This is a genomic window from Paenibacillus sp. FSL H3-0321 (genome assembly GCF_038002865.1).
Lineage (GTDB): Bacteria > Bacillota > Bacilli > Paenibacillales > Paenibacillaceae > Paenibacillus_AQ.
Genome location: NZ_JBBODH010000001.1, coordinates 1,006,959 through 1,031,922, shown reverse-complemented (window position 1 = coordinate 1,031,922; position 24,964 = coordinate 1,006,959). Strand labels below are relative to the sequence as shown.

At 50.7% G+C, this 24,964-nt stretch carries 19 protein-coding genes and 1 pseudogene; all 20 read left to right on the top strand.

Annotated elements, in window-relative coordinates:
• The first annotated feature begins 14 nt into the window (after positions 1–14).
• Positions 15–1,154: a 1-deoxy-D-xylulose-5-phosphate reductoisomerase gene (locus tag MHI45_RS04345; RefSeq protein ID WP_076110087.1), complete on the top strand. Its 1,140-nt coding sequence runs from the start codon at positions 15–17 to the stop codon at positions 1,152–1,154.
• A gap of 150 nt (positions 1,155–1,304) precedes the next feature.
• A complete protein-coding gene (gene rseP, locus MHI45_RS04340; protein ID WP_038593436.1) occupies positions 1,305–2,579 on the top strand; it encodes an RIP metalloprotease RseP in 1,275 nt (424 codons plus the stop codon).
• A 105-nt stretch (positions 2,580–2,684) separates the two neighbouring features.
• Positions 2,685–4,133 (top strand): proline--tRNA ligase, encoded by a 1,449-nt coding sequence (proS, locus tag MHI45_RS04335; protein WP_038593433.1) that lies wholly within the window; start codon positions 2,685–2,687, stop codon positions 4,131–4,133.
• A 307-nt stretch (positions 4,134–4,440) separates the two neighbouring features.
• Positions 4,441–8,769 carry a PolC-type DNA polymerase III gene (locus MHI45_RS04330; RefSeq protein ID WP_076110086.1) on the top strand — a complete coding sequence of 1,443 codons (4,329 nt, stop codon included), beginning with the start codon at positions 4,441–4,443 and terminating at the stop codon, positions 8,767–8,769.
• A 176-nt stretch (positions 8,770–8,945) separates the two neighbouring features.
• Positions 8,946–9,413 carry a ribosome maturation factor RimP gene (gene rimP / locus MHI45_RS04325; protein WP_038593427.1) on the top strand — a complete coding sequence of 156 codons (468 nt, stop codon included), beginning with the start codon at positions 8,946–8,948 and terminating at the stop codon, positions 9,411–9,413.
• Positions 9,414–9,439: 26 nt separating this feature from the next.
• The gene (gene nusA, locus MHI45_RS04320; protein ID WP_076110085.1) at positions 9,440–10,537 is read left to right on the top strand and encodes a transcription termination factor NusA; all 1,098 of its coding nucleotides are present in this window, start codon (positions 9,440–9,442) and stop codon (positions 10,535–10,537) included.
• A 32-nt stretch (positions 10,538–10,569) separates the two neighbouring features.
• Positions 10,570–10,878, top strand: a complete 309-nt coding sequence (gene rnpM, locus MHI45_RS04315) for an RNase P modulator RnpM (RefSeq protein ID WP_076110084.1) — start codon at positions 10,570–10,572, stop codon at positions 10,876–10,878.
• Positions 10,871–11,189, top strand: a pseudogene (locus MHI45_RS04310) (YlxQ family RNA-binding protein); the annotation flags it as partial. The gene rnpM and the pseudogene MHI45_RS04310, both read left to right, overlap by 8 nt.
• Positions 11,187–13,889 carry a translation initiation factor IF-2 gene (gene infB, locus MHI45_RS04305; RefSeq protein ID WP_076110083.1) on the top strand — a complete coding sequence of 901 codons (2,703 nt, stop codon included), beginning with the start codon at positions 11,187–11,189 and terminating at the stop codon, positions 13,887–13,889. The pseudogene MHI45_RS04310 and the gene infB, both read left to right, overlap by 3 nt.
• Before the next feature lie 18 nt (positions 13,890–13,907).
• Positions 13,908–14,261 (top strand): 30S ribosome-binding factor RbfA, encoded by a 354-nt coding sequence (gene rbfA, locus MHI45_RS04300; protein WP_076110082.1) that lies wholly within the window; start codon positions 13,908–13,910, stop codon positions 14,259–14,261.
• A gap of 21 nt (positions 14,262–14,282) precedes the next feature.
• Positions 14,283–15,260, top strand: coding sequence for a DHH family phosphoesterase (locus tag MHI45_RS04295; protein WP_076110081.1), 978 nt, complete (start codon positions 14,283–14,285; stop codon positions 15,258–15,260).
• Positions 15,257–16,171, top strand: a complete 915-nt coding sequence (truB, locus tag MHI45_RS04290) for a tRNA pseudouridine(55) synthase TruB (protein ID WP_076110080.1) — start codon at positions 15,257–15,259, stop codon at positions 16,169–16,171. The genes MHI45_RS04295 and truB overlap by 4 nt, the downstream gene beginning before the upstream one ends.
• A 37-nt stretch (positions 16,172–16,208) precedes the next feature.
• Positions 16,209–17,156: a bifunctional riboflavin kinase/FAD synthetase gene (locus MHI45_RS04285; protein ID WP_076110079.1), complete on the top strand. Its 948-nt coding sequence runs from the start codon at positions 16,209–16,211 to the stop codon at positions 17,154–17,156.
• A 150-nt stretch (positions 17,157–17,306) separates the two neighbouring features.
• On the top strand, positions 17,307–17,576 hold the full coding sequence (rpsO, locus tag MHI45_RS04280; protein ID WP_019910460.1) for a 30S ribosomal protein S15: 270 nt from the start codon (positions 17,307–17,309) through the stop codon (positions 17,574–17,576).
• Between the two features lie 301 nt (positions 17,577–17,877).
• Positions 17,878–19,980 carry a polyribonucleotide nucleotidyltransferase gene (gene pnp / locus MHI45_RS04275; protein WP_038593399.1) on the top strand — a complete coding sequence of 701 codons (2,103 nt, stop codon included), beginning with the start codon at positions 17,878–17,880 and terminating at the stop codon, positions 19,978–19,980.
• A 361-nt stretch (positions 19,981–20,341) separates the two neighbouring features.
• Positions 20,342–21,328, top strand: coding sequence for a polysaccharide deacetylase family protein (locus MHI45_RS04270; protein WP_076110078.1), 987 nt, complete (start codon positions 20,342–20,344; stop codon positions 21,326–21,328).
• 80 nt (positions 21,329–21,408) lie between these two features.
• Complete coding sequence (locus tag MHI45_RS04265; protein ID WP_076110077.1) at positions 21,409–22,674, top strand: M16 family metallopeptidase; 1,266 nt, start codon at positions 21,409–21,411, stop codon at positions 22,672–22,674.
• On the top strand, positions 22,652–23,098 hold the full coding sequence (gene dut, locus MHI45_RS04260; RefSeq protein ID WP_179091716.1) for a dUTP diphosphatase: 447 nt from the start codon (positions 22,652–22,654) through the stop codon (positions 23,096–23,098). Before MHI45_RS04265 ends, dut begins: the two co-directional genes overlap by 23 nt.
• Positions 23,099–23,311: 213 nt before the next feature.
• The gene (dpsA, locus tag MHI45_RS04255; protein ID WP_038593387.1) at positions 23,312–24,208 is read left to right on the top strand and encodes a dipicolinate synthase subunit DpsA; all 897 of its coding nucleotides are present in this window, start codon (positions 23,312–23,314) and stop codon (positions 24,206–24,208) included.
• A complete protein-coding gene (locus MHI45_RS04250; RefSeq protein WP_038593383.1) occupies positions 24,209–24,805 on the top strand; it encodes a dipicolinate synthase subunit B in 597 nt (198 codons plus the stop codon).
• Positions 24,806–24,964: the final 159 nt, after the last annotated feature.

Genomic DNA, 24,964 nt, shown 5'->3' with positions numbered 1-24,964 from the left:
AAGAAGGTTCACATATGAAGAAAATAAGTGTTCTCGGATCTACCGGCTCGATCGGCACTCAAACACTGGATGTAGTTGCAATGCATCCGGACTCTTTTGATGTTGATGGTTTGGCTGCAGGGAGTAATACCGCCCTGCTTCTGGAGCAGGTCCGCCGCTTTCAGCCTCGCCGAGTATCAGTGTCCACGAAAGAACTCGCTGAGCAGATCAGACCGGAGCTGCCTTCCGGTATTGAGCTTTTTTACGGAAGTGAGGGATTGGTAGAAATTGCTGCGGGTGGGGACGCTGATACGGTCGTCACAGCAGTGGTGGGCAGCGTGGGCTTGCAGTCAACGCTTGCCGCGATCGAAGCCGGACGGCATATTGGGCTAGCCAATAAGGAAACGCTTGTCACGGCAGGGCATTTGGTCACCGAGCTTGCCAACCGTAAAGGTGTTAAGCTGCTGCCCATCGACAGTGAGCACTCCGCAATTTTTCAATGTCTGAACGGTGAGAACCGCGAGGATGTTTCCAGCATTACCATCACCGCCTCTGGCGGGTCTTTCCGTGATTACACCCGCGAGCAGCTGAAGAAGGTTTCCGTAGAGGATGCGCTTCGCCACCCCAACTGGAGTATGGGAGCCAAAATAACAATTGATTCGGCAACCATGGTTAACAAAGGACTTGAGGTCATTGAAGCGCATTGGCTGTTCGGTCTGCCCTATGAGCAGATAAATGTCCTGCTGCATCCGGAGAGTATCATTCACTCCTATGTAGAATTCCGGGACAGCAGTATTGTCGCCCAGCTCGGAAATCCGGATATGCGGGTCCCGATCCAATATGCGCTGACCTATCCGGAACGTTGGGAATCGCCTGCCGCGCGGCTGTCACTTGCCGCAATAGGACGCCTAACTTTCCGGGAAATGGATTTTGTACGGTTTCCAGCCTTGAAGCTGGCGATTGAATGCGGGAAAGCGGGGGGGACGGCAACCACAGCCTTTAACGCGGCTAATGAAATTGCAGTTGCCCGTTTTCTCCGGCATGAGATTCCCTTCCTGCGTATTGAAGAGATTATTGAAGAAGTGCTCCAGCGCCTGGTGAATGTCAATCAACCGGATTTACAGCAGATTCAGCATTGCGATGAGATGACCCGGGAGCTTGCAGCTAAACTTTAAATAAATCACTTTATGTATTTGGAAAATGGAAATATTTGCTTTGCCCTGAAAAATTGGGTGGGACAGTTGATTCTCTTGTGCAGGGCCTTGGAATAATGATAAATTAAGAGGACATACTTCGGTCTTACACCTTAAGGGGGAATGTAACGCATGGAAATGGTAAGAGTCGTCTTTTTAACGGTGTTCATGTTCTTTGTTTTGGTGACCGTGCATGAATGGGGGCATTATTATTTTGCCAAACGCGCGGGTATCCTTGTAAGAGAATTTGCTATCGGTTTCGGTCCGAAACTGTTTTCTTATAAACGCAATGAAACCCAGTTCACGCTTCGCCTGCTGCCTTTTGGCGGTTATGCACGGATGGCCGGTGAAGATCCCGAAATTATTGAGATCGGTCCAGGGCAGACGATTGCCGTAAGACTGGGACAGGATAACAAAGTTAAAAGCATCTTTCTAGACGCGCTCGATACCCGCAGAAATGTAATCCGTGGGGAAGCGCAATATACCGACCTTGAGAACGAGCTGAAGATCCGCCTTGATGTCGATGGAGATGTCACTACTTATGATGTTCATCCACAGGCAATGATGATCAAACGGGGACAGCAGACTCAGATTGCGCCCAAAGACCGTCAATTCGGCAGTAAAACTGTAGGTCAGCGTGCTTTGGCCATCGTTGCCGGGCCGGTGATGAACTTTCTGCTTGCTTTTGTGCTTTTTGCAGTACATCTGCAGATGGCTGGTATCGTCATTGAGAATCCAACCTTTGTGAAGATTGGAGATCTCAGCGAAGGCATGCCGGCTCAGGAAGCCGGAGTGCAAAAAGGTGACATTGTCGTCTCTATTAACGGAGAACAGATTGGCGGAGACTACCAGAAGATGATTTCATTAACTTCCGCCTCCAAAGGTAAAGAGATGCAGTGGACGTTGCAGCGTGGCGATGAAACCTTTAATGTGGCCATGATTCCCCGCAGTATGGAGGGCGAAGAAGGCGGCAAAGTGGGGATCACTCCTGAGTTGCCTACACGGCAGCCCGGTTTTGGCGAGACCATTACTAAATCAGGAACAGCCATGGTGGATTGGACCAAAACGATTTTTGTTAGTTTTAAAACACTGATTAATAACTTTAATATGGATGATATTTCGGGTCCGGTCGGAACAGCGAAGATGACGGGGCAAATCGCTCAGCAAGGCATTCAATACTTGACCTATTGGGCGGCTATTCTAAGCCTGTACCTCGGTATTTTTAACCTGCTGCCGATCCCTGCGCTTGACGGAAGCCGTCTAGTCTTCCTGGGTGTAGAAGCACTTCGCGGCAAGCCGGTAGATCCAAGCCGTGAAGGGATGGTCCATTTTGTCGGATTTGCCTTGCTGTTCCTGGTCATGATCGCCGTTACCTATAATGATATCCTGCGGCTAATTACCGGTTGATTTTTACTTGAATGAATTTGAGCTTTGGCAGTCCCCGCAAAGGACTTGAACGATGTTGTGAAACCAAAGCCACACTTTGCAGGGCATTAGGAGGAGTTCCATCATATGGCAAAAGATAAGCAGTTTGTTACGGAAATCACCCCACAGAGCGAGGATTTCTCGCGCTGGTATATCGATGTAATCAAGAAAGCGGACCTGATGGATTACTCTCCGGTCCGCGGCTGTATTGTATTCAAACCGGAGGGATACGAGATTTGGGAGCATATCCAGGAGGAAATGAACCGCCGCCTTAAGGCAACGGGCCACCGTAATGCTTATTTCCCGGTCTTTATTCCGGAAAGCTTCTTCCAGAAGGAGAAGGATCATATCGAGGGCTTTAACCCTGAGCTGCCTTGGGTTACGGAAGCTGGCGGTGATGTGCTGGAGGAACGTCTGGCGGTTCGCCCGACCTCCGAAACCATGTTCGGGCATATGTATTCCAAATGGATTCAATCCTACCGCGATCTTCCGGTATTGATTAACCAATGGGCCAACGTAGTCCGCTGGGAGAAGCGTACGCTGCCGTTTATCCGTACCACAGAGTTCCTGTGGCAGGAAGGCCATACGGCGCATGAGAATGAAACTGAGGCCCGTGAGGAAACGATGCGGATGCTTGAGAATTACCGTGATTTTGTCGAGACCTATTTGGCAATTCCGGTCATCACTGGACAGAAGACACCTTCCGAGCGTTTTGCCGGGGCGGTTGACACGTATTCTATAGAAGCCATGATGAAGGATGGACGAGCTGTACAGGCGGCAACCTCTCATTATTTGGGAACCAAGTTTGCTACAGCATTTGATATTCAATATTTAAGCCGTGACAATGTGCTGGAATATGTTCATACAACCTCATGGGGCTCCACAACACGCTTAATCGGCTCGCTTATTATGGTGCACGGGGATGACCGTGGTTTGGCTTTGCCGCCTAAGGTCGCTCCAACACAGGTAATCATGATTCCAATCGGACCTCCTAAGACCCGTGAAGCTGTCATTGGCCGGACGGACGAGCTGTTCAAGGATCTGAAAGACGCAGGCATCCGTGTGCGTGTGGACGACCGTGCTGACGTTACTCCAGGCTGGAAATTCAATGAATACGAAATGCGTGGAGTGCCAGTCCGTCTTGAATTAGGTCCTCGTGATATGGAAAACGGGGTTTGTGTTCTGGTTTCGCGTATTACAGGCGAGAAGAAAATCATCCAGCAGGAGAACCTTGTCGCAGAGGTTAATGCCATGCTGGAGCAAGTACACAATGAAATGTTTGAACGTGCATTGAAATTCCGTGAGGACCACTTCTATTCGGTGGATACGTTAGCAGAAATGAAGGATTCGATGGAAGAACAGCGTGGTTTTGCTTTGGCAGGCTGGTGCGGTTCCGAAGAATGCGAGTCTAAAGTCAAGGAAGAAACAGGTGCAGGCAGCCGTAATATTCCGTTTGAGCCTGCGGTGAAGAAGGATACCTGTATTTGCTGCGGCAAGCCCGCTGCGCATACGGTTGTTTTTGCCAAGGCGTATTAATTCTTTGCTCAATACTATATAATTCTTCAGTATCTGAATGTAGCTTCTGGGAGAGGAGTCGGCGGGCCGAAAGAACCCAATGCTTTCACCTCCCGGGAGCTTTTTAAAATAGTGGACTCAAGGCTTCCTAATGTTTTCTTTGGTTTTGGAAATTAGGTTTTTTCAAAATATAAGAATTTATATGCTACACGCTATAAATTATCCTTCTATTTCTCGCTGAAACGGATACCGTCCTTTTGAGGACAGCGAAGCCGTTTCCACTTGCGGGGAGATTTTATTATCTGTGTAAAAGTTAGGTGGGGGAAGCATGGAACAGAACATGGAAAGAAGAAAAAGATTCGAGCTGTTGATGAAGCAGGGAGAGATTCCGCCTGCACTCATTGATCCCTACTTTTTGGACGGGCATATCGAACGTGTGGAAATCAGCCGCGGTAACCGGGACTGGCACATCGTCATTGCCAAAGATACTCTTGTTCCGGCACAGACCTACCGGACATTTTGTTTGAGAATGCGTGAGAAGCTGCAGCATATTGCCAAAGTCAGCTTCTTGTTTCTATATGATGAAAAAGTAAGCAGAGCAGAGCTTGTACAGGAATACTGGGGCTTGTTTCTGGAATGGGCGCAGCGCGAGATCCCATCGGTCAACGGTTGGCTGACCCGCTCCACTCAAGAGCTTCAAGACAGTACGCTTCTGCTCAGCCTAAATGATTCAATGTCTTTAGAGCTGGCCCGTAAAAAGGGAATCGAAGGCGCCATTATTAAATTTTACGATAAATATTTTGGCCTGTCCCTGAAAGTTAAGCTGCAGATTGCCGAGAACGAAAACAGCAAAGCGGATGCTTATGAAGAGTTCCAGCAGAAGCTTCAGCAGGAGCAGCGCGAGCTCGTTGAAATGATGATGATGGCCAGCGAGCCGGATGAACCCGTTGATGAGGGAGATCCGAATGAAGTCATTAAGCTTCAGGTCGGATATGAAATCAAGGAGCAGGCTGTACCTATTCTGGAAATTCAGGATGAAGAGAAGAAAATCACGATTCAGGGTACGATCTTCGGACTAGACAGCAAGGAGCTGCGCAACGGCAATACCCTGTTCACCTTCTGCATCACAGACTTTACTGATTCTCTGCAAATGAAGATGTTTGCGAAGACCAAAGAAGATCTGAAGGTTATGGGCCAACTGGCCAACGGCAAATGGGTTAGAGCGCGCGGCAAGGTTGAATATGACCGCTTTATGCAGATTCCGGAGCTGGTAATGATTCCATCGGATCTGAACGAAGTATCGGCACCGCCGGCACGAAAGGATAATGCGAAGCAGAAGCGGGTAGAATTCCATTTGCACACGACTATGAGCACGATGGACGCAGTGGCGCCTATTGACGCGTATGTCAAGACCGCAGCGAAGTGGGGGCACCCGGCAATTGCCGTCTCTGACCACGGGGTTGTGCAGAGCTTTCCGGACGCCAATCATGCTGCACATAAGCATAAGATCAAAATGATCTACGGCGTCGAGGCCAATGTGGTGAATGACTCAGTAAATATTGTGGAGAACGCGCAGCCGCTGGACCTGAAGACCGCCACCTATGTCGTATTTGATATAGAAACCACCGGTTTGTCAATCACCCGGAATAATATTACCGAACTTGCTGCGATTAAAATGACCGGCGGCCAGGAGATAGACCGCTACTCAACGTTCGTGAATCCGCATGAGAAAATTCCATACCATATTCAGCAGCTGACCAATATTACTGATGAGATGGTTAAGGACGCTCCTGATTTGGAGCCGGTGCTGAAGAAATTCGTCGAGTTCATAGGCGACAGTATCCTGGTTGCCCATAATGCCAGATTTGATATGGGGTTCATTCAGGCTTCCCTGGTGAAACTGGGTCTGCCTGTGCTGCCCAATCCTTCCCTGGATACGTTGGAGCTGGCACGTCTGTTGTATCCGAGCATGAAGAACCACCGGCTGAATACACTCGCCGACAAATATAAGGTTCTGCTGGAAAGCCATCACCGTGCGGTGGATGATACCATTGCCCTGGGAGGCATTCTGAACGGTCTGCTGGCTGATGCCGAGAAGCTGAAAGGGATGACCCGGCTTGACCGGCTGAATGATTATGTAGGCAATGATCTGTCGAACACCCGGCCGTTTCACTGCGGCATCTATGCACTCAACCCGACCGGCAAGAAGAACCTTTACAAGCTGATATCCATGTCGCATACGGAGTATTACAAGCGCGTTCCCTGCATTCCTAAGTCCAAGCTCGAAGAGCACAGGGACGGTCTGCTGGTCATTTCCGGCTGCGAACGGGGAGAGTTCTTTGAGGCTGTGCTCAATAAGTCTACTGAAGAAGCGATGGAGGTTGCCCAGTTCTACGATATTCTGGAGATTCAGCCGCTGACGATGTACATGCATTTGGTGGACAAGGGATTCGTGGCCAGCGCAGAGGATTTGCGGGGCGTAGTGCGCAAGGTTTGTGAAATCGGCGAACAGCTGAACAAGCCGGTCATTGCAACAGGCAATGTGCATTATCTGGAGCCGCGGGACAAGCTGTTCCGCGATATTACGATCCACGGGATTACAGGATTTAGCCCGCTCAAAGACCAGCGCAAGCCGGATGCCCATTTCCGCACCACGGAAGAAATGCTGGCCGAATTCGAATTCCTGGGCGCGGAAAAAGCGATGGAAGTTGTCGTCACCAATACGGTGGAGCTGGCTGACCGCTTTGAGGAATATGACCTGTTCCCGGACCAGCTGTTTACGCCGATTATCGAAGGCGCTGATGACGAAATCCGCAACACCTGCTATGAGACGGCAAAATCAATCTATGGTGAGGAATTGCCTGAGGTCGTCGTTGCCCGGCTGGAAAAAGAGCTGGCGCCGATTATCAAATTTGGTTTCTCTGCCAACTATCTGATTTCTGAGCGCCTTGTGAAAAAGTCGAACAAGGATGGCTACCTTGTAGGTTCCCGTGGTTCGGTAGGTTCGTCCGTAGTTGCCACCTTCCTCGGAATCTCCGAGGTAAATCCGCTGCCAGCTCATTATATATGTGTAAATCCAGAATGCCGGCATAGTGAATGGTTCCTAGATGGTAGCGTGCCAAGCGGCTTTGACCTGCCGGACAAGGTCTGCCCGGACTGTGGCGGCAAGCTCAAGGGTGAAGGCCAGGATATACCCTTTGAAACGTTTCTGGGCTTTAAGGGCGATAAGGTTCCCGATATCGACCTTAACTTTTCGGGTGAATATCAGCCGAACGCCCATAACTTTACCAAAACGATGTTTGGTCCGGACAACGTCTTCCGTGCCGGCACAATCGGTACGGTAGCGGAGAAGACAGCCTTCGGATTCACGAAGAAATATGAGGAGCATCATCAGAAGCGCTGGCGGGGAGCGGAAGTGGGACGTCTGGCCGCAGGCTGCACCGGGGTCAAGCGAAGCACTGGCCAGCATCCCGGCGGTATTGTCGTTTTGCCGGATTATATGGAGATAGAGGATATTACACCAGTGCAATTCCCGGCAGATGATGTCAATGCGGAATGGAAGACCACCCACTTTGACTATCACGCCTTTGATGCCAACCTGCTCAAGCTCGATATTCTGGGCCACGATGATCCGACAATGATGCGGATGCTGCAGGATTTAACAGGAGTGGACCCTACAACCATCCCGATGAACGATCCGAAGGTCATGAGCATGTTCAACTCCACAGATGCGCTTGAAGTAAGGCCTGACCAGATCCGGACCCCTGTGGCTACTTACGGAGTTCCGGAAATGGGGACGAAATTTGTCCGCCAGATGCTGGTGGAGTCGAAGCCTTCCAGCTTTGCCGACTTGCTGCAAATCTCCGGGCTGTCGCATGGTACGGGCGTATGGCTCGGCAATGCCCAGGAACTGATCAAGAACAACACCTGCAACATCAAGACAGTTATCGGCTGCCGCGATGATATTATGCTGTTCCTGATTTACAAGGCTGGGATGGATGCGGGACTGGCCTTCAAAATTACCGAGAGCGTACGTAAAGGGAAAGGGCTGTCTGCTGAATGGATCGAGGAAATGAAAAAGTGCAAGGTTCCTCAGTGGTACATTGATTCCTGCCTGAAGATCCAGTACATGTTCCCGAAGGCGCATGCCGCCGCCTATGTTATTTCCGCGGTCCGTACCGCCTACTTCAAGCTGTATCATCCCATTGAATATTATGCGACATACTTCACGGTGCGGGCGGCTGATTTTGATATAGAACTGTGCTGCCAGGGTTATGAAGCCATCGCCCGCCAGATTGTAGAAATTGAGCAGAAGGGCTTCCAGGCGCTTCCAAAGGAAAAAGCGATGCTGCCGATTCTTGAAATGGCACTTGAGATGACAGCCCGAGGTTTTACTTTCAAAAATATTGATTTGTACCGTTCCGACGCAAACAAATTTACTGTTGACGGCAAAAGCCTCATTCCACCGTTCTCTGCACTGGCGGGAATTGGTGAGAATGCCGCCTATAACATTGCTGCCGCCAAGGATGCCGGAGAGTTCCTCTCCATCGAGGATTTCCAGCAGAAATCCAAAGCGAGCAAGACGGTAATTGAGCTGCTGACCGGGATGGGCTGCTTCCGCGGCCTGCCGGAAAGCAACCAGCTATCCCTGTTTTAAACTACAAATTGGATGCCTGAAAAGCGGCAGTCAAGGGCTAGCACTTGTCAGTGCTGATGCACTATGGTATAATTTTTTTGGTAATAATGAGATAAGTCCGTTGTGTAAAGAGTGGGGAAACCCACTCTTTATCTTTGGTATATAGCAAAAGACAAGTTCGTGGAGGTTAATTTCTTTTGAGCACACCCAAATCCAAAATTAAACAAACGGTAGAGCAGATGCTCGGGTCCTATCTCGAGGACAATGGTTTCGAACTGGTGGACGTTGAATACGTGAAGGAAGGCTCCAACTGGTTTTTGCGCATATTCGTAGATAAAGAAGGCGGCATAGATATTGACGACTGCGGTGCCATCAGCGAATATTTCAGCTCAAAGCTGGACGAGAATGATCCTATACCCGAGGCTTATTTCCTTGAGGTTTCCTCGCCGGGTGCTGAGCGCCCGCTTAAGAAAGCGGCAGATGTTGCCAAAGCGGTAGGCAAGGACGTGTATGTGACAGTTTATGAGCCGATTCAGGGACTCAAAGAATTCGAAGGTCGTTTGCTCTCATTCGAGAACGAGGAACTGCTCATCTCCGCGGGCAAAAAAGAACATGTAGTACCGTATGCCAAAGTCGCCAGCGCGAGATTGGCCATTATTTTTTAACGTCTTGAAAGGGGGACCGGATTTTCATGAGTATGGATTTTATCGAAGCTATGAATGAACTGGAGAGGGAGAAAGGCATCAGCAAGGATGTGCTGTTTGAAGCCATCGAAGCTGCGCTGATCTCCAGCTATAAACGCAATTTTAATGCGGCGCAAAACGTGCGTGTGGACATGAACCGCAACACTGGCGTAATTAAGGTATTTGCCCGCAAGCTGATTGTTGAAGAGGTTCTGGATACCCGGACCGAAATCTCACTGCCGGCTGCACGGGAAATTAACCCGCACTTCCAGCTTGAAGATATCGCTGAGCTTGAAGTAACGCCGCGCGATTTCGGCCGTATTGCTGCCCAGACTGCCAAGCAGGTAGTCACCCAGCGTATTCGTGAAGCGGAGCGCGGACTTATCTATAACGCTTTTATCGACAAGGAAGATGATATCGTTACCGGGCTTGTACAGCGCCAGGATATGCGCAACATCTATGTTGACCTTGGCAAAATCGAAGCGGTTCTGCCGCTCAGCGAGCTGATGCCTGGAGAAAAGTTCAAGCAAAGCGAGCGCATCAAGGCTTATATCACCAAGGTGGAGAATACGACCAAAGGGCCGCAGATTATGTTGTCCCGCAGTCATCCCGGATTGTTGAAGCGTCTATTCGAGCTGGAGGTTCCGGAAATTTTTGACGGCGTGGTTGAAATTCGTTCTGTGGCCCGCGAAGCAGGCTTCCGTTCGAAAATTGCCGTTTTCTCACGCAATTCCGAAGTGGATCCGGTTGGCTCCTGCGTAGGCCCAAGAGGCACACGCGTGCAGACCATCGTCACAGAGCTGCGCGGCGAGAAAATTGACATTGTCCGTTATTCTGAGGCTGTACAGGAATATGTGGCCAACGCGCTCAGCCCGTCCAAAGTGCTTGAAGTTCAAGTCTTTGAAGCGGAAAAAATGGCCCGTGTCATCGTGCCTGATTATCAATTGTCACTGGCGATCGGCATCAAGGGGCAGAATGCCCGTCTTGCTGCCAAACTGACCGGCTGGAAAATTGATATCAAGAGCGAGACCCAGGCAGAGCAGGAATACGGCAGACCTAAAACGGTAAGCGATGAAATGCATCAGGATTCCGTCTCCATTGATTAATTAACCTGCTCACTAGAGGGGAGGCGTTTATGATGAAGCAAAGAAAGGTGCCGCTGCGCAAGTGCGTTGCCAGCCAGGAGATGATGCCCAAGAAAGAGCTGATTCGCGTGGTTAGAACGCCCGAGGGTGAAGTGCTGATCGACCTGACAGGCAAAAAGTCAGGCCGGGGCGCTTATATCTGCGGCAAGCTTGAATGCTTTAAACTGGCACAAAAGAATAGAGCACTTGACCGCGCGTTAAAATGTCAAGTGAGTCCTGAAATCTATGCCCAGCTTGCCCGGGATTTTGCATCCGTGGAGGAGCAATTTTTGGCAGCAAAGGATAGTGAGGACGATGAGTAAGGCACTTTCTTATTTAGGGCTTGCGATGAGAGCAGGCAAGATTGTCACCGGCGATGAGGCCGTGCTTAAAGCGGTACGGTCTTCAGAGGCGAAGCTGGTCGTTCTGGCGGGTGACGCTTCAGATAATACCCAAAAAAAGTTCCGTGATAAATGCGGAACCTACGATATTCCACTAGTAATCGCATTTCACCGGGATGAACTCGGTGCAAGTATTGGTAAAGACCAGCGCGTTGTGCTGGCCGTTACGGATAAAGGATTCGCGGAAATGATCTCCAAGCAACTCGGAGATACTGTCGGAGGTGGAGTTATTGACTAAAGAAGACAATAAAGATAAACTGCGCGTGTATGAATACGCGAAGTCTCTGAACATGAGCAGTAAAGAAATTATTACAATTCTGAAGCGTTTGGATGTCCCTGTGAATAATCATATGAGTGTCATGGAGAATGGCTCTGTGACCAAAGTAGAACAGTTCTTCAAGGATATTAAGTCAAACGCTGCAGCCAAGCGGGATCCCGGCACCAGCAGCCGGCCGGTAACTACCGGCTCGGTAACAGCCGAACCTCAAAGTGCTCAGAATGCCAACAAAAATCAACCGGAAAAGCAGGTAGGTATGAACAGTAACCAAAACAACAACCAATCGACGACGTCCCCAAGGCCCCAAAGCGGACAAGATTCCCGCAGAACAACAACAGGCTCCACTCAAAATTCCCGCCCGCAGGGCAGCTCCACTGGCAGCCGCCCTCAGGGCAGCTCCACTGGCAGCCGCCCGCAGGGCAGCTCCACTAGCGGCAGCCGCCCGCAAGGCAGCTCGACCGGCGGCAGCCGTCCGCAAGGCAGCTCGACCGGTGGCAGCCGCCCGCAGGGCAGCTCGACCGGCGGCAGCCGCCCGCAAGGCAGCTCGACCGGCGGCAGCCGTCCGCAAGGCAGCTCGACCGGCGGCAACCGTCCGCAAGGCGGCTCCACTGGCGGCAACCGTCCGCAAGGCGGCTCCACTGGCAGCCGTCCGCAAGCTCAAGGCGGTGCACCACGCACTGGCGATAACCGTCCGCAAGCTCAAGGCGGCGGCACCGGCGGAGACTTCTCCCGTGGCGGTGGCGGTGACAGAGGCGCTAAGAGAAACACTACAGGCGGCAGACCTAACAACAACAGCGGCCAAAAGCGCTTTGAAGACGGCAAAGGCGGCAACTACCGCGGCCGTGGCGGCAAGAACAACCGTGGCAGAAACCAGTCAATGGAACGCCGCGAGAAGATTGACAACACACCGAAGAAAATTATCGTACGCGGCAGCATGACCGTTGGTGAAACTGCCAAGCTGCTTCACAAGGATGCTTCTGAAGTGATCAAGAAGCTGATCTCGATGGGTGTTATGGCAACCATCAACCAGGAACTTGATATTGACACCATTCTGCTGCTGGCCGGTGAGTTCGGCGTAGAAGTAGAAGTGAAGATTCCAGTGGATGAAGACAGCTTCGAGACTGTTGAAGAGAACGACTCCGAAGAGGATCTTCAGGCTCGTCCTCCGGTAGTAACGATCATGGGTCACGTTGACCATGGTAAAACAACACTGCTTGATGCCATTCGTTCCACGAACGTAACTGGCGGCGAAGCTGGCGGAATTACTCAGCATATCGGTGCTTATCAAGTTGAAATCAACCACAAGAAAATCACATTCCTGGATACACCGGGTCACGAAGCGTTTACCGCGATGCGTGCTCGTGGTGCCCAAGTAACAGATATGACGATTATCGTTGTAGCTGCCGATGACGGTGTAATGCCTCAGACGGTTGAAGCCATCAACCATGCAAAAGCTGCAGGTCTTCCGATTATCGTTGCAGTCAACAAAATCGACAAGCCGGGTGCAGACCCTGATAAGGTAAAGCAGGAGCTTACAAGCTATGAGCTGGTTCCGGAAGAGTGGGGCGGGGATACCATCTTCGTTAACCTGTCCGCCAAACAGCGCATCAACCTGGAAGAACTGCTGGAAATGATCCTGCTCGTTGCTGAAGTGAATGAGTACAAGGCTAACCCGGACAAACGGGCACGCGGTACTGTAATCGAAGCTGAGCTTGACAAGAACCGTGGACCGGTTGCCCGTATTCTCGTGCAGAACGGTACGCTGAAAGTCGGGGACGCCTTTGTAGCAGGTAACTGCTTCGGACGCGTACGCGCCATGGTTAATGACAAAGGACGCAAGATCAAGGAAGCAGGTCCTTCCACACCAGTGGAAATTACCGGTTTGACTGAGGTGCCTCAGGCAGGCGATCCGTTTATGGCCTTTGAAGATGAGCGTAAAGCCCGTGCTATCGCGGACAGACGTTCTACAACCCAGCGCCAATCCGAGCTGAACACGAATACCCGTGTAACCTTGGATGACCTGTTCAAGCACATCAAGGATGGCGAGATCAAAGACCTGAACGTAATCATTAAAGCAGACGTGCAGGGATCGGTTGAAGCGCTGAAAGGCTCTTTGGCCAAGATCGAAGTCGAAGGTGTACGTGTGAAGATCATTCACAGCGGTGCAGGTGCCATTACGGAATCTGACATTACACTCGCTGCTGCATCCAATGCTATTGTTATCGGCTTCAATGTTCGTCCGGATGCCCAGACGAAAGCGGCTGCCGAGCAAGAAAAAGTGGATGTTCGTCTGCACAACATCATCTACAACGTAATTGAGGAAATTGAAAGTGCGATGAAAGGGATGCTTGATCCGATCTATAAAGAGAACGTTATCGGTCATGCAGAAGTGCGCAACGTCTTCAAAATCAGCAAAGTGGGTACCATTGCAGGTTGTATGGTTACTTCCGGCAAAATTGCCCGCAATGCCGAAATGCGCTTGATCCGCAGCGGTATTGTTGTCTTCCAAGGCAAGATCGACACCTTAAAACGTTTCAAAGATGATGCCAAAGAAGTGGCGCAGGGTTATGAATGCGGCATAACTTTGGAACGCTATAATGACGTCCAAGAGGGCGACATTATCGAAGCGTTCATTATGGAAACGGTAGAGCGCTAAGCGAAGAGGTGAATATAGATGTCTAAAATCAGAGCGGGACGGGTTGGCGAACAGATCAAGAAAGAGCTGAGCCAGCTTATCCAAAGCGGACTGAAGGACCCGCGCATCGGGTTCGTAACAGTAACCGGCGTAGATGTAACGAACGATCTCTCGCAGGCCAAGGTATACCTGAGCGTGTTCGGAGACGAAGAGCAGAAGAGCGATTCGCTAAAAGCGATTGAGAAAGCCAATGGCTTTCTCCGCTCCGAACTTGGCAAGGCGATCCGCCTGCGCCACACGCCTGAGCTGATCTTCAAGATGGACGAATCCGTTGCTTACGGAAGTCATATTGAGAAGCTGCTCGGCGAGATCGGCAAGAACGAAGAAAGTTAGGAAACATAAAGGAGACGGCGAATGCAGAGCTATGAACAAAGTCTCCAGCAGACCCGTAAGTTTCTGCTGGAACACGACGATTATCTTGTAGTGTCGCATGTTCAGCCGGACGGAGATGCAGTCAGCTCCACCCTCGCGGTGGGCTGGCTTCTCTCATGTCTGGGCAAAAAATATACTATGCTGAATGAAGGCCCGATTCCCAAACGGATGGAATACTTATGGCATGCCGATGAGATTGTCAATCTGGGGGAAGGTGATTTGCCCCGGAAGTACAGTAATGTCATTTGCGTCGATTGTGCAGATTTTCAGCGTGTGGGGCTGACCCAGCGCTTTTTTGCTCAGGATGCCCTTATCGCAAACATTGATCATCATCCCACCAATAACGGTTACGGATTCGTTACGTTGATTAAGCCGGATGCTGCTGCGACTGCGGAAATTTTGTTCGACCTGCTGAAGACGTTTGAGGTGGAATGGGATATAGATATTGCTACAGCAATCTATACAGGATTGCTGACCGATACCGGCGGCTTCCGCTACACCAATACCTCACCTAAAGTGATGGCGGCTGTCTCTGAGCTGCTGGCACTGGGAGTTAACGGTCCCGAGCTGGCGGAGACGTTGCTGGAGGAAATGACATTAGCTCAGGTGAAGGTGCTGAACCGGGCACTGAATACTTTGCAATTAACTCCGCAGGGCGATGTTGCCTGGGTTTATGTAACACCACAGGATATGCTCGAATGTAATGCCGCCAATGAGGATCTTGAAGGCATTGTTAATTATCCGCGTAATATCCGCGGTGTGGAGGTCGGCATGCTGTTCAAGGTCATCGATGAGACTGCTGTGAAGGTCAGCCTGCGTTCGGCCGGCAAGGTCGATGTCGCGGCGCTGGCTCAAGTCTTCGGAGGCGGCGGACATACCCGCGCAGCAGGTGCCCGGGTTGAGGGTACGCTGGAGCAGGCAATACCACGGGTGCTGGAGGAGGTCAGACGTCTTTTATGAGTGAGCTGACAGGTGTTTTGGCTGTTTTTAAGCCTGCAGGGTACACTTCACATGATGTTGTAGCCAAAGCCCGGCGGATTCTTGGCATGAAGCGCATCGGACATACCGGAACTCTGGATCCTCAAGTGACAGGCGTATTGCCGCTTTGTCTTGGTAGGGCAACCCGGGTTGTGGAGTATATTCAGGAGCTGCCTAAGGAATATGTGGCCACACTGAGACTAGGTATGGCAAGCGATACCGAAGACTTAACCGGAACCATCACGGAAACTGTGGATGAAGTGAAAGTTACCGAGGAAGAAGTTCTGGCGGTACTGAACTCCTTTAAAGGAGTAATCTCTCAGGTTCCCCCGATGTACTCGGCGGTGAAAGTGGAAGGCAAACGCCTCTATGAGCTGGCTAGAGAAGGCAAGACTGTAGAACGCAAGAGCCGTGATGTGGAGATTTACGAAATTGAGATGACGGATATGGTGTACAGCGGCAATTATCCTGATATTACCTTCCGTGTGCTGTGTTCCAAGGGTACATACATCCGTACGCTTTGCGTAGATATCGGCCGGGCGCTAGGAGTGCCCGGTGTGATGGTCAAGCTGGAACGGACGATGTCCGCAGGGATATCCGCCAGTCACTGTCTAACCCTTGAGCAAATTGCCGAGCATAAAGAAGCAGGCACACTCGATGAACATCTGATCGCGGCGGATGAAGCGATTTCCCATCTGTCCCGGCATTCGGTAATGGATGAGAAGAGGAAGGCCGCCCTGCAGGGGCAGCGCCTTTCAACACGTTACGTAGCGCCTGAAGTAAAGCAGGCCGGACATTTTCGGCTGTATGATCTACAGGGAGAGTTCCTGGGCATTTATGAATTGGATGACACAGGAGCTATAGCCCCTGTAAAGGTATTCGCACAAGCATAATATTAATTTTATTAGTGAATTGTAGGTGAGAAACAGCGTGAGAACCGTAACCTTAAGTTATCCAATGCCAGCGGAGACCGCAGCGCAGTGGGCGCAGCCGCAAGTGACTGCCCTGGGCCAGTTTGACGGACTGCACCGCGGACATGCCAGCGTCATTACTTCCGCTGTAGCTCTGGCCCGTAAACAAGGCGTACCGGCAGCAGTCATGACCTTTCATCCTCATCCCAAGGATGTAATGGGCAAAGGTGACTATGATGGATATTTGACCCCGGCGAAGGACAAGCAGGAACTGCTTGCCGGCATGGGGGTCGATATTTTGTATATAATTGAATTTAATGAGCAGCTGTCCCGGGTTAGCCCGCAGGATTTTGTCTCTGTAATGCTGCTGCCGCTGCACATTGTAACTGCAGTTATCGGCTTCGATTTCCGCTTTGGCTACATGGGCGAAGGGGATGCCGATATGCTCCGTGAGCTGGGGTACGGTGTGATGAATGTGGAGACGGTGCCTCCTTTTCTGCTTGAAGGAGAGAAGGTAAGCAGCTCCGGCATTCGGAAGAGCCTTCAGAACGGAGACCTAACCCTGGCCAACGCATGGTTTGGGCGCTGCTATCATCTGCGCGGAGTTGTAGGGCACGGGGAGAAGAGAGGCCGCACAATTGGTTTTCCGACTGCAAATCTTCAGCTGGAAGACCGTTATGTCATCCCGGCTAAAGGGGTGTATGCAGTGCGGGTCTTTTATAAGGAAGACGTCCTGTACGGCGTAATGAATGTCGGCGTGAAGCCTACGTTCCATGAGGGGATGATTGCCCCGAGCTTTGAGGTGCATCTGTTTGATTTTGCAGGAGACATCTATGAAGAGGAACTTAAGGTAGAACTGGTCTCCTTTATCCGGCCTGAGCGTAAGTTTGAGTCGATTGATGCCCTGATTTCACAGATTGCTGCTGATGCCGAAACGGCCAAAGAGCTGCTGGGCTATCATTCTTAATCTGCACGGGACAAGCCGTTTACTTTTCTTTCCGATAATGCTATACTGATTAACGTTGCTGGAAAAACAGCATCATAACCATAGCTTGGTTGCTCGTTCTCACCGACGGTGACGAGGCTACTGGCGATTATAATGAAGGAGGTGAACAGGATGGCATTGACTCAAGAACGTAAACACCAATTGATCGACGAGCACAAAACTCATGAATCCGATACTGGATCCCCTGAGGTGCAAGTTGCTATCCTTACGGAGAACATCGTTAATTTGACTGACCACTTGCGTACGCACAAGAAGGATCATCATTCCCGTCGCGGATTGCTGAAGATGGTTGGACAACGTCGTAAACTGCTGGCGTATTTGAAGAACAAAGACATCAGACGTTACAGCGCCCTGATCGAAAAACTGGGATTGCGTCGTTAATTTTCCATAAGATTACCCTTAAAGCAGCCTGGTTGTATACCGTATGTCCTTCTCGGAGCGACAGCGGGACAGCCGGGTTGCTTTTTGAAAATTTAGGGAAAACTTTTACAATTAGGCTAGCTTAACTTATTCGCAAAAACGGCTATTTTACCTCTTATGGAGGACAAGCCGTTTTTGCTTGTATAAAACATAGAGAACCGGCCCTTGACCCCAAAGTGATCAAGACATCCGTTTCACCAATGACAATCATTGAACCTGCGATAATGTACAGCGGGTCTACTACCATTCAAGGAGGGATTTTATGGAACAACGTGTAGAAATGCAGCTTGGCGGAAGACGCCTTGTGCTGGAAACAGGCCGTCTGGCCAAACAAGCGAACGCAGCCGTAATGGTTCGTTACGGAGATACTGCTGTATTGTGTACGGTTACAGCGTCAAGCGAACCTAAAGATCTGGATTTTTTCCCGCTTACGGTTAACTATGAAGAAAGATTATACGCAGTGGGTAAAATCCCGGGCGGATTTATTAAACGCGAAGGCAGACCGAGTGAGAAGGCTATTTTGTCCAGCCGTCTGACTGACCGTCCGATTCGTCCGCTGTTTCCGGAAGGATTCCGCAATGACGTGCAAGTATTGAATATGGTTATGAGCGTGGATCAGGATTGTGCGCCGGATATTGCTGCTATGATCGGTACTTCCGCAGCACTCAGTATTTCCGATGTTCCTTTCAATGGTCCTATCGGCGGTGTGGCTGTCGGCCGCATTGACGGTCAATTCATCATTAATCCTGACGTTGCACAGCAGGCGGCAAGTGACATCTACGTGGTGGTAGCGGGAACTAAAGACGCCATCATGATGGTGGAAGCGGAAGCCAATGAAGTGCCGGAAGATGTAATGCTGGAAGCCATCATGTTCGGTCATGATGAAGTCCGCAAGATCGTAGCAACAATTGAGCAGCTGGTAGCAGTTGCCGGCAAAGAGAAGATGGCTGTGAAGCTGCATGCGGTTAACGCTGATGTCAACACAGAGGTTCGCGCTTATGCGGAAAGCCGTCTGGTAGATGCCGTGAAAATTGCTGAGAAGCATGCCCGTCAGGATGCCATCGACTTGGTCAACAATGAAACGGTGGAGTATTTCGTAGAGAAATACATAGAGACACCTGAACTTCTTAAAGATGTGAAGGAAGTCCTGCATGATATCGTGAAGGATGAAGTCAGACGTTTGATTACACATGATAAGGTTCGCCCGGATGGCCGCAAGCTGGATGAAATCCGTCCGATTGAATGCGATACTTCTCTGCTTCCGCGTACGCACGGATCCGGACTGTTCACTCGTGGACAGACACAAATTCTTAGCGTATGTACACTGGGTGCACTGGGTGATGTACAGATTCTTGACGGTATTGATCCGGCAGAAACTAAACGGTTTATGCATCACTACAATTTCCCTCCGTTCAGCGTAGGGGAGGCACGTCCGCTTAGAGCACCGGGACGTCGCGAGATCGGCCACGGAGCCCTTGGAGAACGCGCGTTGTCCAAAGTCATTCCTAGTGAAACCGAATTCCCGTACACTATCCGTTTGGTATCTGAAGCGATTGAATCCAACGGATCTACTTCCCAGGCAAGTATCTGCGCCAGCATTTTGGCAATGATGGATGCGGGTGTGCCGATCAAAGCCCCTGTAGCGGGAGTAGCGATGGGTCTGATTAAAGATGGAGAGCATGTTTCGATCTTGACGGACATCCAAGGAATGGAAGATCATCTTGGCGATATGGACTTCAAGGTAGCAGGTACGGCTGAAGGTGTAACGGCGATCCAGATGGATATCAAAATCGACGGCATCGACCGTAAAATCCTGCAGGATGCTTTGCAGCAGGCTAAAGAAGGACGTATGTTCATCTTGGGCAAAATGATGGAAGCTATCTCCGAGCCTAGACCAAGCTTGTCCAAATACGCTCCTAAGATCATTATCATCAACATCAATCCGGACAAGATCCGTGATGTTATCGGTGCAGGTGGTAAGATTATCAATAAAATCATTGAAGAAACCGGCGTGAAGATCGACATCGAACAGGATGGCCGTGTCTTTATCGGATCTTCGGACGAAGAAATGATTCAGAAAGCCCGCGGCATTATCGAAGGCATTGTGCGTGAAGTGCAGGTCGGCGAAATTTATGTGGGTACCGTTAGACGCATCGAGAAGTTCGGCGCATTTGTTGAACTGATTCCGGGTAAAGACGGATTGGTGCATATTTCCCAGCTCTCCACTGAGCGCGTAGCCAAGGTGGAAGATGTAGTTGCCATCGGCGACACCATCACTGTAAAAGTTACCGAAATTGACCAGCAGGGCCGTGTGAATCTATCGCGCAAAGCGGTATTGACTTCGGAAAGCGGAGCAAAGGCGTAAGCCGGACTCACCCTTTTGGCAAAAGCGTCAATTGTATAATTGAGAAGAGACAGAAGCGTATGCATTCTGGCTCTTTTTTAAAAATATAAGAATTTATAGGCTTCATGCTATAAATTATCCTTATATTTCTCGCTGAAACGGATACCTTCCTTTTAAGGACGGCGAAGCCGTTTCCACTTGATATAACGATGTTTTTGGATTATCTTTGCAGACCGGGCCCCACTTTGTGGGGTTATTTTAATTTGCTTCAAGTGCGAGCTGTATGCATATTCTTCTCCAAACCTACATAGGCTGGGACAAAGCGTCCTTGCACCCTGTGCGGGACGAGCGTGAGACGTTTCTGCCGGGGAGGAAAGGCGTCATGAAGACGGAAAAAGCAGCGCTTGTGCTTGCCTGTATTGCTGTGGTAATCGGTCTTGGCAGTACATACGGACCGGTGAAGGAAATGCTGGCCGAGCTTAAGCCGCAGGATGGACTGGCTGTGTGGAGTAATATTCCGAAAGAGCGTGACCAGGAGCTGCGTTCTTTGATTGAGAGCAAAGCGGCCAAGCTGAATGCTGCACCGGTGGATGCTGCTGTGGACCGGGTGTGGAAGGCAATTCCGGGTTATAATGGCCTTCAGGTTGATGTAGAGGCTACGTACCGCAATACACTGCTGCAGGGGCCGGGAGAGGGTCTGAAATGGGTGTACCGGCAAATCCCGCCGAAGGTGTCACTGAATGATCTGGGTGCTCAACCGATTTACCGGGGCAATCCCGCCAAGCCGATGGTCTCGCTGATGATCAATGTAGCATGGGGCAATCAATTCATTATACCGATGCTTAACATTTTGGATGAGGAAAAGGTAAAGGTGACCTTTTTTCTGGATGGAAGCTGGCTTAGTCATAACCGGGAGCTTGCGGCCGAAATGCTGAAGCGAGGGCATGAGATGGAGAATCACGCGTATACCCATCCCAATATGAGCACTTTAAGCCGGGCCCGGGCGACCGCCGAGATTGAGAAAACGAAGAGTCTGCTGAAAGAAAGTCTTGGAGTAACCAATACCTGGTTTGCGCCTCCGTCCGGTGATTTTGATCAGGAAACAGTGGATATCGCCGCCTCATTGGGGCTGAAAACAGTGCTGTGGACACTGGATACCGTCGATTGGCGCAACCCTTCTCCAGAATCCGTTGTCGCCAAAATCAGCAGCCAGTCCGAGCCGGGTACATTGATATTGATGCATCCGACGGCTTCCTCTTCCAAAGCGCTGAGAGGCATGATCCGGGGGATTAAAGCTAAAGGTCTTCAGCTGGGTACGGTCAGTGAAACACTGTCAGCGGAGCGGCTGGCCCCTTCAGAAGTTGAGTGAGCGGTTAATTTCTGGTAGGATAAGAGTCGCGCGTAACAAATACAAAGATAGATACAGGGCTATGCCAGGAGGACGTAGAAGTGGAAAAAATAGTATTATCGAACGGCCTGCGGGTGGTTACGGAGAAAATTCCTACCGGACGCTCCGTTTCCTTTGGAATCTGGGTCAAGAATGGCTCCCGCAATGAGAACCCGCTGAATAACGGGATTTCCCATTTTATCGAGCATATGCTTTTTAAAGGCACCGACCGGTTCAGTGCCAAAGATATTGCCGAGCAGTTTGATGCGATTGGCGGCAACGTTAACGCATTTACCTCGAAGGAATATACATGTTATTATGCAAAAGTATTGGATGAGCATCTGCCGATCGCCGTGGATGTGCTGTCCGATATGTTCTTCCGCTCGCGGATTGATGCCGAAGAGCTGGCCAAGGAGAAAAATGTCATCCTGGAGGAAATCGCCATGTGCGAGGATACGCCAGATGATCTGGTTCATGATCTGATGTGTGCTGCGGCGTACGGCGAGCATCCGCTGGCTTATTCCATTCTGGGCTTGAAGGAACGGCTGGCAGACATGACGGCCGATGATCTCCACGCGTATATGAAACAGCAGTATACCATTGAGAATACGGTAATCAGCGTAGCAGGCAATATCAATGACGGACTGGTTGAACTGTTGGAGGCCCATTTCGGATCTTTCGATAACCATGGTGAATCTGCGCCTTTGACAGCTCCTGATTTCCATGGCGAATTGCTGTTTCACCGCAAAAAGACGGAGCAAAACCATATTTGCCTCTCCCTCCCGGGCGTAGAAAGCGGCGGACCGCTTCAATATGCCATGGTGCTGCTGAATAATGCCATCGGCGGCGGGATGAGCTCCAGAATGTTCCAAGAGATTCGCGAAAAACGCGGGTTAGCCTATTCCGTCTACTCCTATCACAGCTCCCAGGCAGACAGCGGCCTGTTCACCGTCTATGCCGGCACTGCGCCGAAACAGACCAAAGAGGTGACGGAACTGATTAAGGAAATGATGCATGATCTTGCCGTTAACGGTCTGAGCGAAGATGAGCTGAGAAAAGGTAAAGAGCAGCTCAAGGGCAGCCTGATCCTCAGCTTGGAGAGCACCAGCAGCCGGATGAACCGGATTGGCAAAAATGAGCTGATGCTTGGACGGCATGATACTCTTGACGATATGATCACCAAAATCGGACTCGTCACCATGGATGATATCAATCGATTACTGGACCACATGTTTGCTGAGCCCCTCGCATTAGCGATGGTCGGCTCCTCTGATAAAGCTATTGCCAATGTTAGGAGAGATGATCTTGTCTTATTACGTTCAAATTAACAAACTGCCCGGCAACGAGGATGTGCTGCTGCCCCGCAAAATGTCGGAACAGGCTTCCGGCTATGACCTGTATGCGTCTGTGGACGGTGAGGTTGTGCTTGCTCCGGGCGAGCGCGCCCTGATCCCTACGGGAATCTCACTGGCGATGCCGGACGGGCTGGAGGCGCAGATCCGTCCGCGCAGCGGCCTTGCTCTAAAGCACGGCATTACCTGCCTGAATACCCCGGGGACGATTGATGCCGATTACCGCGGTGAAATTAAAGTTTTATTGATAAACCTGGGTCAGGAGCCGTTTGCCATCGCACGCAATGAGCGGATTGCCCAAATGGTGTTCCAGGCCGTGCCGTCTGTGACCATGGTGGAAGTGGACGAGCTGTCCGAGACACAACGCGGCGCCGGAGGCTTTGGCCATACTGGCAAATAGCAGACGGAATTATTGTTTTACTCATACCTGGAGCTTGCGGATGTAGCCTGTAAAGGCCTTCTCCGCAGGCTTTTTTTTGTTGCATTGACCTTAAATTGAGTCAAGCCATGTATCAGTTTCTCCTGTATTTCTTCTCTGCTCTTCACCCATGGGCGCCCCCCGGCATAAGATGCTTTATAGTCGATAGTGTATGTGGAAAGGAGCGTCATCCCTATGCTTACTGGCATCAGGATCGTGTTCCTGGGCGGGGACGCGAGACAGATTGAAGTGATTCGGAAATGTGTGGAAATGGATGCGACGGTAAGTGCTGCCGGATTCGATAAGTGGGAATCCCCTAGCCCGGGGGTGAACCTGGAAGAGCTGTCGGCAGAGCTCTTAGGCAATGCGGATGTGCTGGTACTGCCAACCGTTGGTTGTGATGATGAAGGGAATATCAATGCGCTGTTCTCCTCTCACCGTCTGCAGCTGCTGGATGAGCACATCGCTGCGATGCCGTCCCGATCCACGGTGTATACCGGTATGGCCAAAAGCTATTTGCGCAGTCTGTGCGCCAGACATTCACTAAAGCTGGTGGAACTGCTGAACCGGGACGATGTGGCGATATACAACTCCATCCCTACAGCAGAAGGCGCGCTGGTTATGGCCATTCAGAATACCGATTTTACTATTCATGGTTCCACGTCGATGGTACTCGGGATGGGAAGAACCGGGTTTACGATGGCTCGGGCGCTTCAAGGGCTCGGCTCCAGCGTAAAGGTGGGGGTAAGAAGACAGGAGCATTATGCGCGGGCGGAAGAGATGGGCTGGAAACCTTTTATGACAGGTGAGCTGCTGCTTCATGTGCCGGATGTTGATCTTATCTTCAATACCATCCCAAGCATGATTATTACCGCGCAGGTACTATCCCGGCTTCAGAGGCACTGCGTAATTATTGATTTGGCCTCCGCACCGGGCGGATGTGATTTCCGCTATGCGGAGAAGCGCGGGATTAAAGCGATGCTGGCTCCGGGATTGCCCGGGATCGTTGCCCCCAAGAGCGCCGGAATTATTATGGGTAGTGCGCTGGTACAGTCGATATCTGACGAGACTTCAATCAGGGGGGACGAATAAATGGATTGGCATGGTAAAACAGTAGGTTATGCAATTACCGGTTCACATTGCACGTTTGCCGAAGTGATGCCGCAGATTCAGCGCTTTATGGACGACGGTGCAAATGTGGTGCCGATTGTTTCCGCATCGGTGCTGAACACGGATACCCGCTTCGGCACATCGGAAAATTGGTTAAAACAGTTGAAAGATATAACAGGGAATGATATCATTTCTACAATTGTTGAAGCGGAACCGCTGGGTCCTTCCAAGCTGCTGGACGTTCTGACGATCGCCCCTTGCACGGGGAATACGACGAGCAAATTGGCCAACGCCATGACAGACAGCCCCGTACTGATGGCAGCAAAGTCCCAGATGCGTAACGGTCGGCCGCTAGTGCTGGCCATCTCCACGAATGACGGCCTTGGCCTGAATGCGGCGAATATTGCAAAGCTTTTGGTAGCCAAACATATTTATTTTGTGCCGTTCGGCCAGGATAATCCTGTAGGCAAGCCCAACTCGCTTGTAGCGCGTATGGATCTCATACCCGAGGCCTGCTACGCAGCTTTGCAGGGCAATCAGCTGCAGCCGATGATTATCGAACGGTTTCATTCAGCATAATTAGCATGTTTCGATACAGTAATCATGCTCGAACATAGGCTTCACTTTTGCCGCCCTCATTCTGAGGGCGGTTCAGCTCTTTTTTAGCATTCCAAAGGTTGGACCTGGCCGCGTCTATTGTCATTACTTGATTTGGGCAGGTCCCGTGCAATTAGAAAG

Bases quoted from the DNA above. Each gene is read 5' to 3' on its own strand.
- MHI45_RS04270 (WP_076110078.1), top strand. From the start codon at position 20,342: ATGAAGACGGAAAAAGCAGCGCTTGTGCTTGCCTGTATTGCTGTGGTA.
- rpsO (WP_019910460.1), top strand. From the start codon at position 17,307: ATGGCATTGACTCAAGAACGTAAACACCAATTGATCGACGAGCACAAA.
- MHI45_RS04345 (WP_076110087.1), top strand. From the start codon at position 15: ATGAAGAAAATAAGTGTTCTCGGATCTACCGGCTCGATCGGCACTCAA.
- MHI45_RS04295 (WP_076110081.1), top strand. From the start codon at position 14,283: ATGCAGAGCTATGAACAAAGTCTCCAGCAGACCCGTAAGTTTCTGCTG.
- dpsA (WP_038593387.1), top strand. From the start codon at position 23,312: ATGCTTACTGGCATCAGGATCGTGTTCCTGGGCGGGGACGCGAGACAG.
- MHI45_RS04250 (WP_038593383.1), top strand. From the start codon at position 24,209: ATGGATTGGCATGGTAAAACAGTAGGTTATGCAATTACCGGTTCACAT.
- truB (WP_076110080.1), top strand. From the start codon at position 15,257: ATGAGTGAGCTGACAGGTGTTTTGGCTGTTTTTAAGCCTGCAGGGTAC.
- pnp (WP_038593399.1), top strand. From the start codon at position 17,878: ATGGAACAACGTGTAGAAATGCAGCTTGGCGGAAGACGCCTTGTGCTG.
- rbfA (WP_076110082.1), top strand. From the start codon at position 13,908: ATGTCTAAAATCAGAGCGGGACGGGTTGGCGAACAGATCAAGAAAGAG.
- nusA (WP_076110085.1), top strand. From the start codon at position 9,440: ATGAGTATGGATTTTATCGAAGCTATGAATGAACTGGAGAGGGAGAAA.
- rnpM (WP_076110084.1), top strand. From the start codon at position 10,570: ATGAAGCAAAGAAAGGTGCCGCTGCGCAAGTGCGTTGCCAGCCAGGAG.
- proS (WP_038593433.1), top strand. From the start codon at position 2,685: ATGGCAAAAGATAAGCAGTTTGTTACGGAAATCACCCCACAGAGCGAG.
- rseP (WP_038593436.1), top strand. From the start codon at position 1,305: ATGGAAATGGTAAGAGTCGTCTTTTTAACGGTGTTCATGTTCTTTGTT.
- MHI45_RS04330 (WP_076110086.1), top strand. From the start codon at position 4,441: ATGGAACAGAACATGGAAAGAAGAAAAAGATTCGAGCTGTTGATGAAG.